Source organism: Streptomyces hainanensis, assembly GCF_004348415.1.
GTDB lineage: Bacteria > Actinomycetota > Actinomycetes > Streptomycetales > Streptomycetaceae > Streptomyces > Streptomyces hainanensis.
On sequence record NZ_SMKI01000117.1, the window covers coordinates 1 to 17504 of the forward strand.

16 protein-coding genes are annotated in these 17504 nt (G+C 72.9%); 13 read left to right on the top strand and 3 right to left on the bottom strand.

Annotated elements, in window-relative coordinates; translation table 11 throughout:
• Positions 1-175 precede the first annotated feature (175 nt).
• On the top strand, positions 176-1888 hold the full coding sequence (locus E1283_RS13275; RefSeq protein ID WP_243744814.1) for an ABC transporter ATP-binding protein: 1713 nt from the start codon (positions 176-178) through the stop codon (positions 1886-1888).
• 64 nt (positions 1889-1952) lie between these two features.
• On the opposite strand, the gene E1283_RS13280 is transcribed toward E1283_RS13275, so the two are convergent.
• Both E1283_RS13280 and E1283_RS13285 read right to left on the bottom strand, forming a co-directional pair.
• On the bottom strand, positions 1953-2753 hold the full coding sequence (locus E1283_RS13280) for an SGNH/GDSL hydrolase family protein (protein WP_132818208.1): 801 nt from the start codon (positions 2751-2753) through the stop codon (positions 1953-1955).
• Between the two features lie 247 nt (positions 2754-3000).
• Positions 3001-3900 carry an NmrA/HSCARG family protein gene (locus E1283_RS13285; RefSeq protein WP_132818209.1) on the bottom strand — a complete coding sequence of 300 codons (900 nt, stop codon included), beginning with the start codon at positions 3898-3900 and terminating at the stop codon, positions 3001-3003.
• Positions 3901-4004: 104 nt separating this feature from the next.
• On the opposite strand from E1283_RS13285, the gene E1283_RS13290 reads away from it, so the two are divergent.
• Complete coding sequence (locus E1283_RS13290; protein ID WP_132818210.1) at positions 4005-4760, top strand: TetR/AcrR family transcriptional regulator; 756 nt, start codon at positions 4005-4007, stop codon at positions 4758-4760.
• Between the two features lie 60 nt (positions 4761-4820).
• Here E1283_RS13290 and E1283_RS13295 read toward each other — a convergent pair whose 3' ends face one another.
• On the bottom strand, positions 4821-5357 hold the full coding sequence (locus tag E1283_RS13295; RefSeq protein ID WP_279571251.1) for a TerD family protein: 537 nt from the start codon (positions 5355-5357) through the stop codon (positions 4821-4823).
• A 290-nt stretch (positions 5358-5647) separates the two neighbouring features.
• Between E1283_RS13295 and E1283_RS13300 the strand changes: the two genes are divergently transcribed.
• From E1283_RS13300 to E1283_RS13350, 11 genes are all read left to right on the top strand, one after another.
• Positions 5648-7369, top strand: coding sequence for an ABC transporter substrate-binding protein (locus tag E1283_RS13300; protein ID WP_132818212.1), 1722 nt, complete (start codon positions 5648-5650; stop codon positions 7367-7369).
• Position 7370: 1 nt separating this feature from the next.
• Positions 7371-8324, top strand: coding sequence for an ABC transporter permease (locus E1283_RS13305; protein WP_132818213.1), 954 nt, complete (start codon positions 7371-7373; stop codon positions 8322-8324).
• Positions 8324-9319 (top strand): ABC transporter permease, encoded by a 996-nt coding sequence (locus tag E1283_RS13310; protein WP_132818214.1) that lies wholly within the window; start codon positions 8324-8326, stop codon positions 9317-9319. Before E1283_RS13305 ends, E1283_RS13310 begins: the two co-directional genes overlap by 1 nt.
• Positions 9316-10176 (top strand): ABC transporter ATP-binding protein, encoded by an 861-nt coding sequence (locus tag E1283_RS13315; RefSeq protein ID WP_132818215.1) that lies wholly within the window; start codon positions 9316-9318, stop codon positions 10174-10176. The genes E1283_RS13310 and E1283_RS13315 overlap by 4 nt, the downstream gene beginning before the upstream one ends.
• Positions 10173-11027, top strand: a complete 855-nt coding sequence (locus E1283_RS13320) for an ATP-binding cassette domain-containing protein (RefSeq protein WP_132818216.1) — start codon at positions 10173-10175, stop codon at positions 11025-11027. The genes E1283_RS13315 and E1283_RS13320 overlap by 4 nt, the downstream gene beginning before the upstream one ends.
• The gene (locus E1283_RS13325) at positions 11024-12322 is read left to right on the top strand and encodes an alpha/beta fold hydrolase (RefSeq protein WP_132818217.1); all 1299 of its coding nucleotides are present in this window, start codon (positions 11024-11026) and stop codon (positions 12320-12322) included. Before E1283_RS13320 ends, E1283_RS13325 begins: the two co-directional genes overlap by 4 nt.
• Entirely contained in the window at positions 12319-13749 is a 1431-nt protein-coding gene (locus E1283_RS13330) for an aminopeptidase P family protein (protein ID WP_132818218.1), read from the top strand. The genes E1283_RS13325 and E1283_RS13330 overlap by 4 nt, the downstream gene beginning before the upstream one ends.
• 113 nt (positions 13750-13862) lie before the next feature.
• A complete protein-coding gene (locus E1283_RS13335; RefSeq protein WP_132818219.1) occupies positions 13863-14762 on the top strand; it encodes a dihydrodipicolinate synthase family protein in 900 nt (299 codons plus the stop codon).
• Complete coding sequence (locus E1283_RS13340) at positions 14759-15760, top strand: proline racemase family protein (protein WP_132818220.1); 1002 nt, start codon at positions 14759-14761, stop codon at positions 15758-15760. The genes E1283_RS13335 and E1283_RS13340 overlap by 4 nt, the downstream gene beginning before the upstream one ends.
• A 95-nt stretch (positions 15761-15855) precedes the next feature.
• Complete coding sequence (locus tag E1283_RS13345) at positions 15856-16527, top strand: GntR family transcriptional regulator (protein ID WP_132818221.1); 672 nt, start codon at positions 15856-15858, stop codon at positions 16525-16527.
• The coding region (locus E1283_RS13350; RefSeq protein ID WP_132818222.1) for an NAD(P)/FAD-dependent oxidoreductase at positions 16524-17504 on the top strand (981 nt) is incomplete at its 3' end. The genes E1283_RS13345 and E1283_RS13350, both read left to right, overlap by 4 nt.

The following is a 17504-nucleotide window of genomic DNA, read 5'->3' on the forward strand; positions in this document are numbered from 1 at the left end:
CCGACAGAGACCGGCGTCCCCCGGCGGAGTGGCGGCTCTCCTTCATCGAACCGTTCATCAAGGAGCCGGTCGGCGTCGACGACGAGGATGTCCGCCGGGCTCTGCACAAGGTCGTCTTCGCCGACCGTCCCCGCCGCCGACCGACCAACCGCCGGCCGAACCCGGGCCGCTGCGGGTGCTGTTCCGCTACGCCCGCCCCCACCGGCTGGTGCTGGCCGCCTCGTTGCTGCTCGTGCTGGCCGCCAGCGTCGCGGGCCTCATCCAACCCCTGGTGGCCCAGCGGGTGTTGGAGGCCCTGGCGGACGGCGGGGGCGCCGCCGGCCCCATCGCCTGGCTGGCGGTGCTCGTGGTGGTCGGCGCCGGACTGACCGGCCTCCAGTCCTGGTGGCAGCAGCGCACCGCCGAGCGCGTGGTGCGCCAGGTGCGCCGCGACCTCGTCTTCCGGCTGGTCCGGCTGCGGGTGCCCGAACTGGACCGGCGCGCCCCCGGGGACCTGATCGCCCGGGTCACCTCCGACAGCACCCTGTTGCAGAACGCGGCGACGGACGGCCTGGTCAACGTCGCCAACGGCACGCTGAGCGTGACGGGCGCGCTCGTCCTGATGGGCGCCGTGCACGCCGGGCTCCTCGCGGTGACCTTGGCGGTGCTGCTCTCCGTCGCCGCCGTGATGATGCTGGTGCTGCCGCGCATCAGGCTGGCGGTCGCCCGCGGCCAGGAGTCCGTGGGCGCGGTCGGCGCCGCCCTCGACCGCACCCTGGGCGCCGCCCGCACCGTCAAGGCCAACGGCGCCGAGCGCCGGGAGACGGCCGTCGCCGAGGACGCGATCGACGGCGCCTACCGCGCCGGCCTGACCGGCGCCCGCTACGCCGCCTGGGTGCGGGTCCTGTCGGGCGTCTCCATCCAGGCCGCCTTCCTCGCCGTGCTCGGCGTCGGCGGCGCGCTGGTCGCCGCCGGCGACCTGACCACCCCCGCGCTGATCGCGTTCCTCCTCTACGTCTTCTATCTGGCCAGCCCCATCGGCTCGTTGGTCGCCGGGCTCAGCACGCTCCAGCTCGGCCTCGGTGCCGTGGGCCGCATCGAGGAGGTGGGCCGGATGCCGGTCGAGGAGGACGTCGACCGTGCCCCGGAGCGCGCCGCGGGCCCGGCGCCCGCCGTGGAGTTCGACGACGTCTGGTTCTCCTACCCGGACCGCGCCCCCGCCCTCGGCGGCGTCTCCTTCACCGCCCCGGCAGGCGGCCAGACGGCGCTGGTCGGGCTCTCCGGCGCCGGCAAGACCACCACCTTCGCGCTGCTCCAGCGCTTCTACGAGCCGGCCGCGGGACGCATCCGCATCGGGGGCGTCGACATCGCCACCCTCGACCGCGCCCAGGTCCGCCGCCGCATCGCCTACGTCGAACAGGACTCCCCGGTGATGGCCGGCACCCTGGAGGAGAACCTGCGCTACGCCCAACCCGACGCCTCGGCGGAGGACATCGCGGAGGCGCTGCGACTGACCCGCCTCGACGAGCTGGTGGCCAGGCTCCCCGAGGGGCTGCGCACCCCGGTCGGCACCCGGGGCGTCGCCCTCTCCGGCGGCGAGCGGCAGCGGTTGGCGATCGCCAGGGCACTGCTGCGCCGGCCCGAGGTGCTGCTGCTCGACGAGGCGACCGCGCAGCTCGACGCGCGGAACGAGCAGGCGCTCCGGGAAGCGGTGGACTCCGTGTCCCGGCGCTGCACGGTCGTCCTGATCGCCCACCGGCTGTCCACCGTCACCGAGGCGGACCGGATCGTGGTGCTGGAGCACGGCCGGGTACGGGCCGTCGGCAGCCACCGGGAGCTGGTCGCCTCCGACGTGCTCTACCGGGAGTTGGCCGCCTCCCAGCTGTTGGTGGGGGAGGAGGGTGCGTAGGCGCGACGGCGAGGGGGCGCCCGCCGACGGCGGACGCCCCCCGTGGATCCGGCGCGGCCCGAGGTCAGCCGACCAGTCGGGTGAGCGCCGCGAGGTAACCGTCGCGGTGCCCGGCCACGTTGGGGTGGTAGGACTCGTTGATCTTGTCCCACTCCAGGCTGGTGACCCAGGCGCTGTTGCCCGAGCAGAGGGTGTGCGGGTCGAACACCGGGCGCGCGTCGAGGAAGGTGAAGCCGGCCTCGGCGGAGCGCGCCGCCATGATGTCGGCCAGGGTGTCGGCCGCGCCGTTGAGCGCGGTCCGCTCCCGATCGCTGAGACCGAAGATGCCGCAGTTGCCCTGGATGGTGTAGAGCCGCGGGTAACCCACCACGACCACTCGGGCGTTGGGCGCCGCGGCCCGGACCGCCGCGTACGTCTGGGTGAGTGCCGGCGACAGGTAGGCGTGTGCCGCCTGCTGGGCCAGCGCGACGCCGTCCAGGCAGTCCTGGTCGTCGATCGTCAGGATGCAGTTGGTGATGACGTCGACGAAGCCGACGTCGTTCCCGCCGACCTGGAGCGTGACCAGGGTGGTGTCCGGAGTCAGCGCGCCGAGCTGCGAGTTGACGATGTCGGCGGTGGTCGCGCCGGAGCACGCCGCTTCCACGAAACTCACGTTCGGATGGGCGGCCGCCCAGAGCCGCGTGTAGGTCAGCGGCCCACGCCGGCAGGCGTCGTTCGGGTCGTCGTAGGTTCTGGTACCGGGCGCGACGGTGTACGAGTCGCCGAGGGCGACGTACCTACCGTCCGCCGCCTGGGCCGTGGGGATTGTCGCGAACGTGGCCAGCAGGGCGAGCAACGCCACGAGCAGGATCTTTGGCGAACGCATGAGAGATGCCACTTCTCCAAAGGTGGGGGTGATGACCCTTCAGAGATAGCATTCCCAAGGCCCCGGAGAAAAGCCGGAGTCGCGTGAAATAACGGTTAACGATAATCCAGTGGAAGCGTCGCCGGAATATGCGGCGAAAAGCGCGGAGTTCTGGATTCCCGCATTTGTTTTTCCGTCGTTCCGTCGTTCTGCCGAGGAAGCCCTGCGGGAGTTCCACGACGGCGTCGTCGTGCCGCGCCGCCAGGGCCTAGGTCGTTTCGAGGAGTCGCTTCCGCAACAGGTCGGCACCGGATTCGGCGAGCCAGTCCGCGAGCGTGCGCAGTCCGGGATGGATGACGCGCAGCGCCTCGATGTCGGCGTGCCAGCGCGATCCGGCTGCCCAGCGCTCCCGGGCGTGGGCGATCTCGGGATTGATCGCGACCGCCTCGGCGTGGCTGATCCGCTCGTAGCGGATCGCGGCACCGGTGGCCTCGCTGATCGCGGCGACCGCCTCGGCCGGGGTGGGGGCGTCCCCGGCGAGTTCCAGACTCCGTCCCGCGAACCGTTCCGGCTGGTCGAAGGCCAGCGCCGCGAACTCGGCGATGTCCTCCACGGCGATGAGCTGTACGGGTTCGTCCGGCGGGAAGACGTGCCGGTGCACGCCGTGAACGATGCCGTCGATGCCGATGGCCATCGAACCGAGGTAGTTCGACATGAACCGCACCGGACGCAGCACGGTCACCGACCGGATCCGCTCACGCAGGTGGTCCTCGATGCGTTTCTTCCCCTCGGAGCCGGCCGCGAGACCCGGCGCGGTCGCGACGCCCGTGAAGACAACGTGCTCGACTCCCACCGCGGCCGCGGCGTCGACCAGTGTCCGGCCACGCGTGAACTCCCGCTCCACGTCGAGGCCGGCCGGGCCGAAGGCCACCGGCGGTACGGCGAACAGCGCCGTCGCTCCCTCCAGCGCGGCAGGCAGACTCGACCGGTTGTCGAAGTCGCCGCGCACGAGCTCCGCTCCCGCGTTTTCGAGTGATACGGCGGCGGGGGCGGTCGTGTCCCGCACGAGCGCGCGCACCGGCCGGCCGGACGCCAGGAGCCGGCGTGCGGTGGCGCCGCCCTGTCGACCGGTCGCACCGGTCACAACAACCAAGCGGTCAGTGGTCATGTCGTCCTCCGCCCCGGGATGGTCGGTGGGTGCGGTCGGTTGGGCCCGGGGTCGATGTGGAATGATCCACCCGGTTGAGTGGCACGGACAAGGGATTACGTGACATGACCGCAGTTCCCGGGGACGCGGGTCGGGCCGATGCCCGCCGCAACCGCAGGAAGGTGCTCGCCGCCGCTTCGCAGGCGTTCGACGAGCACGGTCTGGACGTCTCGCTCGGTGCGATCGCACGGCGGGCCGGGGTCGGCGCCGGCACCGTGTACCGGCACTTCCCCAGCAAGGAGATCCTGCTGGAGGCCGTGCTCGTCCACCAGGTCGACGATCTGGTGGAGACCGCTCGGCAGTGGGCGACCCGCGTCGACCCCGTCGCGGCGTTCTTCGGCTTTCTCCTGGAGGTCGTCGACACCTCCCACGGGCGCAAGCACACCTGCGACGCCCTGACCGCGCAGACGAGTTGGCCGCGGCCGAGCCTGGCGGCGTCGGCGCGACGGTTCGGCCGGACACTCGACGAACTGCTCCGCGCGGCCCAGCGGGCCGGTGGGGTCCGCGCCGATGTGAGTGCGAACGATGTCGCCGCCCTCACCGCCGGGTGCGCGACGATGAGGGCCGCCCACCACGACGGGAACGGCGGCACCCGCATGGTGCGGCTGGTGCTGGAGAGCCTGCGTGCCCCGTCGCGTGTCACGCAAGTCCCCGACTGTCGTGACACGCTTCAGGCGACGCCGCGGTGCCAGGAGTGCGGGGACCGGCTCAGGACGCGGTCCACCGGCCGCCCGGCCCGCTACTGCGGAGCGACCTGCCGACAGCGAGCGCATCGCCGCCGCCTCGGCTCGGCGACGCGGCTCGCCGACGCGACGTCCTGATGCTGTCGACGGGCCGTCCGGGGGGGAGGGGCAGGCGGCGGCCGGCCCCGGTCGGGACGCCTACGCTCCGCCCATCACCCGGGTGAAGGCCTCGGGGTCGGTGTCGAAGCCGCGCAGCGCGAGGCGGAACGACCACTCGCCCCGCTCGTCCCTGGTGAACTCGGCGACGGTGGCGGCGGTGGCGTCCGCGACGGCGCCGAAGTCGCCCTCCGCCAGCTTGGTGTAGCCCTCGACGACCCGGTAGCCGTTGCCCGCGATGTCGCCGAACGTGACCCGGCCGGAGCGCTGCTGGATGGCGACGCCCACCACCACCCGGACGAACTCCGGTGCCAGCCGCTCCAGTTCGAGGACCATCACCTCGTCGTAGCCGAAGCCCTGGCCGGTGCGGCTGTCCCTGCTGAGGGTGATGGTGCCGTCGGGGGAGCGGCTGTCGAAGTGCACCAGATAGGCCGGTTGGCCTTGCGGGTCGCTCGCCCGGTACGTCGCGCCGATGATGTCCACGTCGTGGGAGGGCGCGCCGATCGGCGCCGGATCCCACCTCGCCATGACCTCGACCTTCTCGATGCCCTTGCTGGCGCCGCTGCTCGGACCGCCCACGGAAGCTCCCCTCCGAACCGTCAGTGATCTTCGGTCTCTTGTCCACGCCGAACTGCGGGAACCCGCGGTTCGGTTGCCCATGGTGTCACGCCGGGGTGGGCGGTCGTCCGTAACGCGAAAGTTTCCCGCACGACCCGGTGCAGAAATAGTCTGTGACAGTACAATGTCACCTGCTACAAGCCGCCGAGGTCGCCATCCGTCCTGTCTCCACCCCGACCTCCCCCTGTTCTGCCCATCCGCCTCGCCCCCTGGAACAGCCCCGGCACCAGCGGCACGCGAAAGGAAACCGAGTGAAGAGAACCGTCCTCGCCAGGACGGCGGCCATCGCCGCCGCCGTGCTCGCCCTCGGAGCCTGTTCCAACGGGGGCCCCGACCCCTCCGAGGGCTCCGGCCAGAACGGAGGCGTCTCCTACACGGACACCCCGGAGAACGGCGGCACCGTCTACGTGCTGCAGAACGCCGACTTCTCCTACCTGGACCCGGCCCGCGGCTTCGACGGCGGCGTCAACAACTTCTACCGGCTGGTCTACCGCACCCTGACCACCCCGGCACCCGGCAACGCGGACGACCCGTCGTCCATCGTCCCCGACCTCGCCACCGACCTGGGCACCCCCTCCGAGGACGGCCTCACCTGGACCTTCACCCTCAAGGAGGGCGTGCGCTTCCAGGACGGCAGCCCCATCACCTCCGCCGACGTCAAGTTCGGCATATCCCGCGCCTGGGACCCCGAGCTCGGCATCGGCTCGCCCTACGCCCGGCAGGTCATCGACGCGCCCGAGGGCTACGAGGGCCCCTACCGCTCCGGCCCGTTGGAGACCATCGAGACGCCCGACGAGCGCACCATCGTCTTCCACCTCAGGGAGCCGTACCCCGAGTTCGGCTCGGTCGTCGCGCAGAACAGCTTCGTGCCCTTCCCCGAAGGCACCGGCGCCGGCGACGAGTTCATCGACGAGATCATCTCCTCCGGCCCCTACCGGCTCGACTCCTACACCCCGGGCAGCTCCATCCGCCTGGTCCGCAACGAGGAGTGGGACCCCGAGACCGACGACGTCCGCGAGGCGTACCCCGACAACTGGGAGTTCGTCATCGGCCTCGACGCGGCCACCATCGACGAACGGCTGCTGGCCGGCCAGGGCAACGACGCCAACGCCATCTCCCTCACCATCCAGCCCGCCACCCTGCCCCGCGTCCAGACGCCCCAACTCCAGGAGCGGCTGAAGCGGATGGAGGGCATCTGCCAGACCTACCTGGGGCTCAACACCACCAAGGAGCCGTTGAACGACGTCCGGGTGCGGCAGGCCATCAACCTCGCCGTCGACCGCGCGGCCGTGCAGAACGCCAGCGGCGGCACCCAGTTCGCCGACATCTCCACCACCATCCTGCCGCGCACCGTCTCCGGGTACCGGGACTACGACCTCTACCCCAGCGAGGAACACCGCGGTGACCAGGAGGCCGCCCGGGCCCTGCTCGAAGAGGCCGGCTACGCCGACGGCTTCGACCTGACGCTCGACATCCGCTCGCAGCCCAAGATGCAGGCCCAGGCCGAGGCCATCCAGCAGTCCCTCGAACCCCTCGGCATCAACGTCGAGCTCAACGTCATCGACGTCTCCTCCTACTACGAGACCATCGGCACCCCGGCCCTCCAGAACGACGCCGCCATCACCGGCTGGTGCCCCGACTGGGCCTCGTCCGCCAGCACCTTCCTGCCGCCGCTCTTCGACGGCCGCGGCATCACCGACGTCGGCAACCCCAACCTCGCCCAGCTGAACGACGAGAACATCAACGCGCGCATCGACGAGATCCGCGCCATGACCGACCTGGACGCGGCCAACGAGCAGTGGGGCCTGCTCGACGAGGAGATCATGGAGCTCTCCCCGATCGTGCCGCTCGCCGTGGAGTCCGGGATCACCCTGCCCGGCGAGAACATCACCGGCATCTACGCCAACCCCGGCTCGGCCAGCGGCGGCATCGACTTCGTCCTCGTCGGCCTCCGGGACCCAGAGCGGGGCTGAGATGACCGTCCTCCCCACCGAGTTGGAGGTCGTGGAGAAGAGCGCGCCGCCGGCCACGGCCGGCGGCGCGCCCGGCGGCCGCTCGCTGCGCGCCCTCGTCCGCGACCCCGGAGCCGCCCTCGCCGGCGGCTACATCCTGCTGATCGTGCTGATGGCCCTGTTCGCCCCGCTGATCGTCCGACTCAGCGGCTGGGGCCCCTACGAGTTCGACCAGCAGGCCATCGACCCCGACCTCGCCGGCGTCCCGCTCGGCGGCTGGGGCGGCGCCGGCGCCGACCACTGGTTCGGCGTCGAACCCGGCAGCGGCCGCGACATCTTCGCCCGCATCGTCTACGGTGCCCGCGTCTCCATGCTGATCGCCCTCTCCGCCACCGCGCTGACCACCCTGCTCGGCGTCGTCCTCGGCATGCTCGCCGGCTACTTCGGCGGCCGCGTCGACTGGGTGATCTCCCGCGTCATGGACTTCCTGATGGCGTTCCCCGCGCTGATCTTCATGATCGCCATCCTCTCGGCGCTCCCCGCCGGAAACCGGTCCGTGATGCTGGTCGTCGTCATCTCGCTGTTCGGCTGGCCCTACCTGGCCCGCGTCGTGCGCGGCCAGACGATGTCGCTCGCCCAACGCGAGTTCGTGGAGGCCGCCCGCGCCTCGGGCGCCGGCAGCGCCACCATCGTCTTCCGGGAGATCCTGCCCAACCTCCGCTCCACCATCATCGTCCTCACCACGCTGGCAGTCCCGGGCTACATCGGCACCGAGGCCGGCCTCTCCTTCCTCGGCGTCGGCGTCGTCCCGCCCACCCCCTCCTGGGGGCAGATGATCGCCTCGTCCGTCAACTGGTACTCCGTCGTGCCCAGCTACTTCGCCATCCCCGGCGCCTTCCTCTTCCTGCTCGTGCTCTCCTTCACCGTCCTCGGTGACCGGCTGCGCGCCTTCCTCGACCCGGGAGGGCTCCGCTGATGGCCCGCTACCTCCTCGCCCGGCTCTCCGGGGTCGTCCTGATCCTGGTGCTGGTCTGCCTGTTCACCTTCACCGTCTTCTTCGTCCTCTCGCCCGATCCCGCCGTGCAGATCTGCGGCAAGAACTGCAACCCCGAACTCATCGAACGGATCCGCGGCAACCTCGGCCTCGACGAGCCGCTGTTCACCCAGTTCACCACCTTCCTCGGCGGGCTCTTCGCCGGCCGCGCCTACGGCACGGGCGAGGGCGCCGTGGAGTGCGCCGCGCCCTGCCTCGGCTACTCCTTCCAGTCCAGCCAGCCCGTCTGGGAGATGATCACCGAGCGGCTGCCCGTCACCGTGACCGTCGCCGTCGGCGCCGCCGTGCTGTGGCTGCTCGCCGGCGTCGTCGGCGGCCTGGTCGGCGCCCTCAGGCAGGGCACCTGGTGGGACCGCGGCGCCATGGTGATCGCCCTCTCCGGCCTCTCCATCCCCAACTACGTGTTCGCGCTCGTCCTCCAGTACGTGCTGGTCGTCGAGCTCGAATGGCTGCCCTTCCCGCAGGCCGTCACCCTCGCCGACGACCCGGCGCTCTGGTTCCAGAGCTACCTGATGCCGTGGATCGTGCTGGCCTTCGCCTACGCCTCCGTCTACGCCCGGCTCACCCGGGCCAACGTCATCGACACCCTGGAGGAGAACTTCGTGCGCACCGCGCGTGCCAAGGGACTGCCCCGCGGGCAGGTCATCCGCCGGCACGCGCTGCGCCCCGCCCTCACCCCGGTCGCCACCATCTTCGGCATGGACTTCGCCGGCCTGCTCGGCGGCGCCCTGATCACCGAGAAGGTCTTCGGGATCAACGGCGTCGGCAAGATGACCGCCGACGCCATCGGCCGCAACGACCAACCGGTGATCATGGGCGTCACCCTGCTGGCAGCCGCCTTCGTCGTCGTCGGCAACGTCGTCGTCGACCTCGTCTACACGGCGCTCGACCCGAGGGTGAGGCTGACCGTCGCATGACCACGCCCCTGCTCGAGGTCCAGGACCTCACCATCGCCTTCCCCACCCCCGGCGGCGGCAGCGCCGAGGTGGTCAGCGAACTCGGCTTCGCCCTGCCACCGGGCGGCTCGCTCGGCATCGTCGGCGAGTCCGGCTCCGGCAAGTCCATGACCAGCCTGGCCGTCATGGGCCTGCTGCCGAAGGGCGCCCGGCTGGCCGGCCGGATCCGGCTGGCGGGCGAGGACATCGCCGGCCTGCCCGACCGCCGGATGCGCGCCATCCGCGGCGACCGGATCGCCATGGTCTTCCAGGACCCGCTCTCCTCCCTCAACCCCTACTACGCCGTCGGCTTCCAGATCGAGGAGGCCTACCGCGCCCACCGCCCCAGGGCCACCCGCCGCGAGGCGCGCCGGGTCGCCGTCGAGGCCATGGAACGCGTCCACATCCCCGACGCCGCCCGCCGCGCCGGCCACTACCCGCACCAGTTCTCCGGCGGCATGCGGCAACGTGTCATGATCGCCATCGCCCTCTCCACCGAACCCGACCTGCTGATCGCCGACGAGCCCACCACCGCGCTCGACGTCACCGTCCAGGCCCAGATCCTCGCGCTGCTCAGGGAGATCCGGCGCGACACCGGCACCGGGCTCGTGCTGATCACCCACGACCTGGCCGTGGTCAGCGAGATGGTCGACGACGTGGTGGTGATGCGCGCCGGCCGGTGCGTCGAACACGCCCCGGTGGCCCGGCTGTTCTCCGACCCCCAACACGCCTACACCCGCGCCCTGCTGGACGCCGTGCCCCGGCTCGACGACGAGGTCGGCGAACTGCGCACCGTCCGTGCGGCCGCGCCCGACACCCCGAGGGAGGGCGAACGATGACCGACACCGCACCCCTGCTCACCGCCCGCGGCCTGGTCCGGGAGTTCACCCTCCGCGGCCGCGCGGGAGCCTTCGGCCGCCGGCCCGTGCTGCGCGCCGTCGACGGCGTCGACCTCGACCTGTACCCGGGCGAGACCCTGGCCCTGGTCGGCGAGTCGGGCTCCGGCAAGTCCACCACCGCCCGGCTGGCCGCCCGGCTGCTCGACACCAGCGCGGGAACCGTGGAGTTCGAGGGCGAGGACGTCACCCGCCGCACCGGCGCCGCCCTGCACCGCTTCCGCTCCGGCGTCCAGGTGGTCTTCCAGGACCCCTACTCCTCGCTCAACCCCCGGCACACCGTCGAGCGCATCGTCACCGCGCCCCTCACCTACCAGGGCCGCGAAGTGCCGGGCGGCGCCCGCGCGTTCACCCGCGCCCTGCTGGAACGCGTCGGCCTCGACCCCGACCACAGCACCAGGTACCCCGCCCAGTTCTCCGGCGGGCAGGCCCAACGCATCGGCATCGCCCGCGCGTTGGCCGTCGGCCCGAAGGTGGTGATCTGCGACGAGGCGGTGTCCGCGCTCGACGTCTCCGTCCAGGCCCAGGTGATCAACCTGCTGCGCCGGCTGCAACGCGAGGAGGGACTCAGCTACCTGTTCATCGCCCACGACCTCGCCGTGGTCCGCCAACTCGCCGACCGCGTCGCCGTGATGCACCAGGGCAAGGTGGTGGAGAGCGGCGACCGGGACGCCGTGTTCGGCGCCCCGGAACACGAGTACACCCGCACCCTGCTCGCCGCCGTCCCCCGGATCCGCCCCGAGTGGGAGGCCGCCAGGCGGGCCCGCCAGCGCGAACGGGAGGCCACCGCATGACGACGCGCCTCGCCCCGGGGTACTGCCTCGGCGGCCTGTGGATCACCGAACACCGCGTCACCGCCCCGCTCGACTGGTCGGCGCCCGACGAGCGCACCGTGGAGGTCTTCGCCCGCGAGGTCGTGGACCCCGAGCGGCGCCACGAGGAACTGCCGCTGCTGCTGTTCCTCCAGGGCGGTCCCGGCGGGCGCTCACCCCGCCCCCTCGACCGGTCGGGATGGCTCGGCGAGGCACTGGCCCACTACCGGGTGGTGCTGCTCGACCAGCGCGGCACCGGCCGGTCGAGCCCGGTCGACGGCACCGTCCTCACCGCCCTCGGCTCCGGCGCGGCCGGCGCCGCGCACCTCGCGCACTTCCGGGCCGACTCGATCGTCGCCGACGCCGAACACCTGCGGCGCACCGTCTACGGCGGCCGCCGCTGGGCCACCCTCGGCCAGAGCTACGGCGGCTTCGTCACCCTGACCTACCTCTCCCGCGCCCCCGAGGCGCTGACCGCCTGCTACGTCACCGGCGGCCTCCCGGGACTGCCGCCCGACCCGGCCGAGGTCTACCGCCGCACCTATCCCCGGGTGGCCGCGCGGAACCGCGAGTTCTACCGGCGCCACCCGGCCGACGCGGACCTCGCCGCGGCCGTCGCCGACCGGCTCGCGGCGGACGACGTGCGGCTGCCCGACGGCGACCGGCTCACCGTCCACCGCTTCCAGACGCTCGGCATCGACTTCGGCATGAAGCCCGGCATCGACCGGCTGCACTGGCTGCTGGAGGACGCCTTCGCCGCGCCCGGCCGGCTCTCCGACACGTTCCTCGAACAGGTCATGACGCGGACGTCGAGCGCCGGCAACCCGCTGTTCTGGACGCTCCAGGAGTCCATCTACGGCCAGGGCACGGACGCAGCCACCGGCTGGGCGGCCCAGCGCGAGCGCGCGAACCACCCGGAGTTCGCCCCGGACGCCAGACCGCTGTTCTTCACCGGCGAGATGGCCTATCCCTGGATGACCACCGAGATCAGGGCCCTGCGCCCCTTCCACGCGGCCTGCGAGGCGCTGGCCGCCCGCACCGACTGGCCGCCGCTCTACGATCCGGACCGGCTGGCCGCCAACGAGGTGCCGGTGGCCGCCGCCGTCTACCACGACGACATGTTCGTCGACGCCGGCCTCCAACTGGCCACCGCCGCCCGGGTCGGCAACGCCCAGGTCTGGATCACCAACGAACACGAGCACGACGGCCTCGCGTCCGGCCGGGTCCTCACCCGGCTGCGCGAGCTGGTGCGTGACAGAGGAGGAGAACGGAGATGACCACCGCCAGGCCCCCGTACGCCGGCGCCAAACCACCCCGGCTGGCCGAGGTGCCCGCCTTCAACGCCGCGGTCGGCGGCGGCTGGGCCGACGTCGACACCCCCGTGCCGCTGCCGGCCGGCGCCGCCGAGGCCGCCGCCGCCCACCGCGCCAGGCTGCTGGAGCGCACCGGCCCCGGCACCGTGGTCGCGGGCGCCGGCCGCGCCCCGGTCCGCAGCAACGACACCGCCTACGACTTCCGCGCCGACAGCGACTTCGTCTGGCTGACCGGCTGCGCCGTCGAGGACGCCGTCCTGGTCCTCGACGGCGGCTCGGGCGACCCCCGCGACCACGCCGCCACCCTCTACCTGCCGCCCCCGGCCCGCCCGGGCGAGACCGCCTTCTTCGCCGACGCCGCCCACGGCGAGCTGTGGGTCGGGCCGGCGCCCGGCGTCACCGACTGGGCCGCGGCGCTCGGCATCGACGCCCGGCCGCTGGCCGACCTCGACGCCGCGCTGGCCGGGCGGACCGGGGCCGCCGCCACCCCCGGCACCGACCCCGGACTCGTCCGCCGACACGGCCTCAAGAACGACCCGGGCCTCGCCACCGCGCTCTCCGACCTGCGCATGATCAAGGACGCCTGGGAGATCGAGCAGCTGCGGCAGGCCGTGGACCACACCGTCACCGGCTTCGCCGCCGTGGTCGCCGAGATCCCCACCGCGATCGCCGCCGGCGGCGAGCGCTGGCTCCAGGGCACCTTCGACCGGCACGCCCGCACCGTCGGCAACGGCCCCGGCTACGCCAGCATCGTCGGCTCGGGACCGCACGCCGCGACGCTGCACTGGGTGCGCTGCGACGGCCCGGTGCTCCCCGACCAGCCGCTGCTGCTCGACATGGGCGTGGAGACCGGGTCGCTCTACACGGCGGACGTCACCAGGACCGTGCCGCCCGGCGGGCGGTTCAGCGACACGCAGCGCCGGGTGCACGACCTGGTCGAGGCCGCGCACCTGGCCGGCCTCGCCCAGGTGGCGCCGGGCCGCACCTTCGGCGACTTCCACTACGCCGCGATGGAGGTCATCGCCCGCGGCCTCGACGACTGGGGGCTGCTGCCGGTGTCCGTCGACGAGGCGCTGTCGCCCGCCGGCCAGCAGCACCGCCGCTACCTGGTCTGCGGCATCGGCCACCACCTCGGGCTCGACGTGCACGACTGCGCCCGCTCCGACTACGACGCCTACCAGGGCGCGGCGTTGGCCCCCGGGATGGTGCTGACCGTCGAGCCTGGGCTGTACTTCCACCGGCACGACCTGACGCTGCCGCCCGAACTGCGGGGCATCGGCATCCGGTTGGAGGACGATCTGCTGGTCACCGAGGACGGCGCCGAGGTGCTGTCCCACGCGCTGCCGATCTCGGCCGACGGCGTCGAGGAGTGGACGCGCGGCCTGCTGTGAGGGCCGTTGGGGCGCCGCGGCGCCCCAACGGCCCACTTTCCGGACCCCTTTTGACATGTGACATTGTACTGAGCCACCCTTGGGTGAAGGCTCCCCAACCCGACAGGAGACCCATGCGTACCACCCCGCGTGAGGCATGGCGCGGCGTACACGTCGCCGCCGCCCTCCCGTTCACCGCGGCCGGTGACGTCGACCACGACGCGTACGCCGAGCACATCGGCTTCCTCGCGGCCAACGGCTGCGACGGCGTCTGCCCCAACGGCTCGCTCGGCGAGTACCAGACCCTCAGCGACGCCGAGCGCTCCGCCGTGGTGGCCACCGCCGTCGCGGCCGCCCCCGAGGGCTTCCGCGTGATGCCCGGCGTCGCCGCCTACGGCGCCCTGGAGTCGGCCCGCTGGGCCGAGGCCGCGGCCTCCGCCGGCGCCCACTCCGTGCTGCTGCTGCCGCCCAACTCCTACCGCGCGGACGAGGAGACCGTCGTCCGCCACTACCGCGAGGTGGCGGCGGTCGGCCTGCCCGTCGTCGCGTACAACAACCCCATCGACACCAAGGTCGACCTCACCCCCCGGCTGCTCGCCCGCCTCCACGAGGAGGAACTGATCGTCGCCGTCAAGGAGTTCACCGGCGACGTGCGGCGCGCCTACGAACTGCGCGAGCTGGCCCCCGAGCTCGACCTGCTGATCGGCTCCGACGACGTCGTCCTCGAACTCGGCATCGCCGGCGCCGTCGGCTGGATCGCCGGCGTCACCAACGCCCTGCCCGCGAGCACCGTCGAGCTCTACCGCCTCGCCACCTCCGACGACCCGTACAAGGCGCTGCCCCTCTACCAGGCGCTGCACCCGCTGCTGCGCTGGGACTCCAAGACCGAGTTCGTGCAGGCCATCAAGATCGCCATGGACGTGGCGGGACGCAGGGGCGGCGCCTGCCGCCCGCCGCGCTCCCCGCTGCCCGCCGAGGACGCGGCCGCCATCACCCGCATCACGGAGGCGCTGCTCGCCGAGGGGCACCGGTGAGGAGCAGGCGCGTCCTGCACGCCGTCGACTCGCACACCGAGGGCATGCCGACCCGCGTCGTCACCGGCGGCGTCGGCGTGCTGCCCGGCGCCACCATGGCCGAGCGGCGCACCTGGTTCATCGAGCACCAGGACGAGTTGCGCACCCTGCTGATGCACGAGCCGCGCGGCCACGCCGCGATGAGCGGCGCCATCCTCCAGCCGCCCACCCGGCCGGACGCCGACATGGGCGTGCTGTTCATCGAGGTGAGCGGCGTGCTGCCGATGTGCGGGCACGGCACCATCGGCGTGGCCACCGTGCTGGTGGAAACCGGCCTGGTGCCGGTCGAGGAGCCGGTCACCACCGTGCGCCTCGACACCCCGGCCGGCCTGGTCGTCGCCGAGGTCGCGGTGGCGGACGGCGCCGCCACCGCGGTCACCATCCGCAACGTGCCCTCGTTCGCCGTCGCCCTGGACCGGGTCGTCACGGTGCCGGGCGTCGGCGAGGTCCGCTACGACCTGGCCTTCGGCGGCAACTTCTACGCCATCACCCGCCTCGACGACCTCGGCATCCCCTTCGAACGGGCCGCCGGCGGGCGGATGATCGAGACGGCGCTCGACCTGATGGCCGCCATCAACGCGAAGGAGCCGCCCACCCACCCCGAGCGCTCCGACATCACCGGCTGCCACCACGTCTACCTGGACGCCCCGGGCTCCACCGCCCGGCACTCCCGGCACGCCATGGCCATCCACCCCGGCTGGTTCGACCGCTCACCCTGCGGCACCGGCACCAGCGCCCGGATGGCCCAGCTGCACGCCCGCGGCGAACTGCCGCTCGACACCGACTTCGTCAACGAGTCCTTCATCGGCACCCGGTTCACCGGACGGCTCGTGGCGGAGACCACGGTCGCCGGCCGGCCGGCCGTGGTCCCCACCATCACCGGCCGTGCCTGGATCACCGCCACCGCCCAGTACCTTCTGGACCCGACCGATCCGTTCCCCGCGGGCTTCGTCATGTAGGAACAGCGGCCTCATGTAAGAACGGCAGTACGCGAATTCTCGCGGACGCACCCCGCGGCGGCACACGCACCACCTGGTTCCTGAGGAGACGAGACATGGAGACGGCGCCCATCGCCGGCCTGCAACCACTGAACAAGCGCGAGCGACTGCGCGAGATGGTGGCCGACGCGCTGCGCGCCGCCGTGATCTCGGGCGAGATGAAGCCGGGCGCGGTCTACTCCGCGCCGACGCTCGGCACGATGTTCGGCATCTCAGCCACGCCGGTGCGGGAGGCCATGCTCGACCTCGTCCGCGAGGGCATGGTCGAGGCCCTGCCCAACAAGGGCTACCGCGTGCGCGTGGTGCCCGACGAGGAGCTGGACGAGGTCACCCACGTCCGGCTCCTCCTCGAACCCCCCACGATCCGGGACGTGGTGCCGGTGATCCCGCGCGCCGACTTCCCGAGGCTGCGCGAGCTCGCCCAGGCCATCGTGGACGCCGTCAACGCCGAGGACCTCGTCGCCTACATCAACGCCGACCGCGTCTTCCACCTGGCGCTGCTGGCCTACGCCGGCAACAGCCAGCTGTCCACCATCGTCTCCGAACTGCGCTCCCGCACCCGGCTGCTGGGGCTCACCCCGCTGCTCGAGTCGGGGCGGCTCGAGGAGTCGGCGGTCGAACACCACCGACTGCTCGACCTGATCGAGGCGGGCGACGCGGCCGGCGCCCAGGCCCTGATGGAACGCCACATCGGCCATGTCCGAGGGAAGTGGGCCCGCGGCACATGAAGGACGCCGGTTCCTGTGACGTGGTGGTCGTCGGTGCCGGCGCCGTCGGCGCCGCCACGGCCTACTTCGCCGCCCGGGCCGGCCTGCGGGTGGTCGTCGTCGACCGCGGCCCGATCGGCGGCGGCACGTCGAGCGCGGGCGAGGGCAACGTGCTGGTCTCCGACAAGGACACCGGCCCCGAGCTCGACCTCGCCCGCCACTCCCAGCGGGTGTGGCGCGAGGAGCTGGCCGAGCACGGCCACCACTGGGAGTTCGAGTCCAAGGGCGGCGTCGTGGTCGCCTCGACCGACGGCTCGCTGGCCGCGCTCCGCGCCCTCGCCGACCGCCAACGGGCCGCCGGCGTCCGGGTCGACGACCTCGGCCCGTCCGAACTCGCCGACGTGGAGCCACTGTTGCGACCCGGGCTGGCCGGGGGCGCCGCCTACCCCGAGGACGCCCAGGTGCAGCCGGTACTGCTGGTCGCCCACCTGCTGCGGCTGGCCCGGGCGGCCGGCGCCCGGGTGCTGACCGGCACCCCGGTCACCGAGATCCGCCAGGCGCGCGGCCGCCTGCTCGGGGTGACCACCCCGGCCGGGCGGGTGGACGCGCTCGCCGTCGTCAACGCCGCGGGCACCTGGGCGGGCGAGGTCGCCGCGCTGGCCGGCGTCCATCTCCCGGTGCTGCCCCGACGCGGCTTCGTGCTCGTCACCGAGCCGCTGCCGCCGCTCGCCATCCGGCACAAGGTCTACGCCGCCGAGTACGTGGGGGACGTGGGCAGTTCGGACGCCGCCCTCCAGTCCTCGCCGGTCGTCGAGGGCACCCCGGCCGGCACCGTCCTGATCGGCTCGACCCGGGAGCGGGTCGGCTTCGACAGCCGCCCCTCGCGCGAGGCGCTGGCCCTGCTGGCCCGCGGCGCCATCGGCCTCTTCCCGGCCCTCGCCGGGGTCCGCGCCCTGCGCGCCTACCACGGCTTCCGCCCCTACTGCCCCGACCACCTC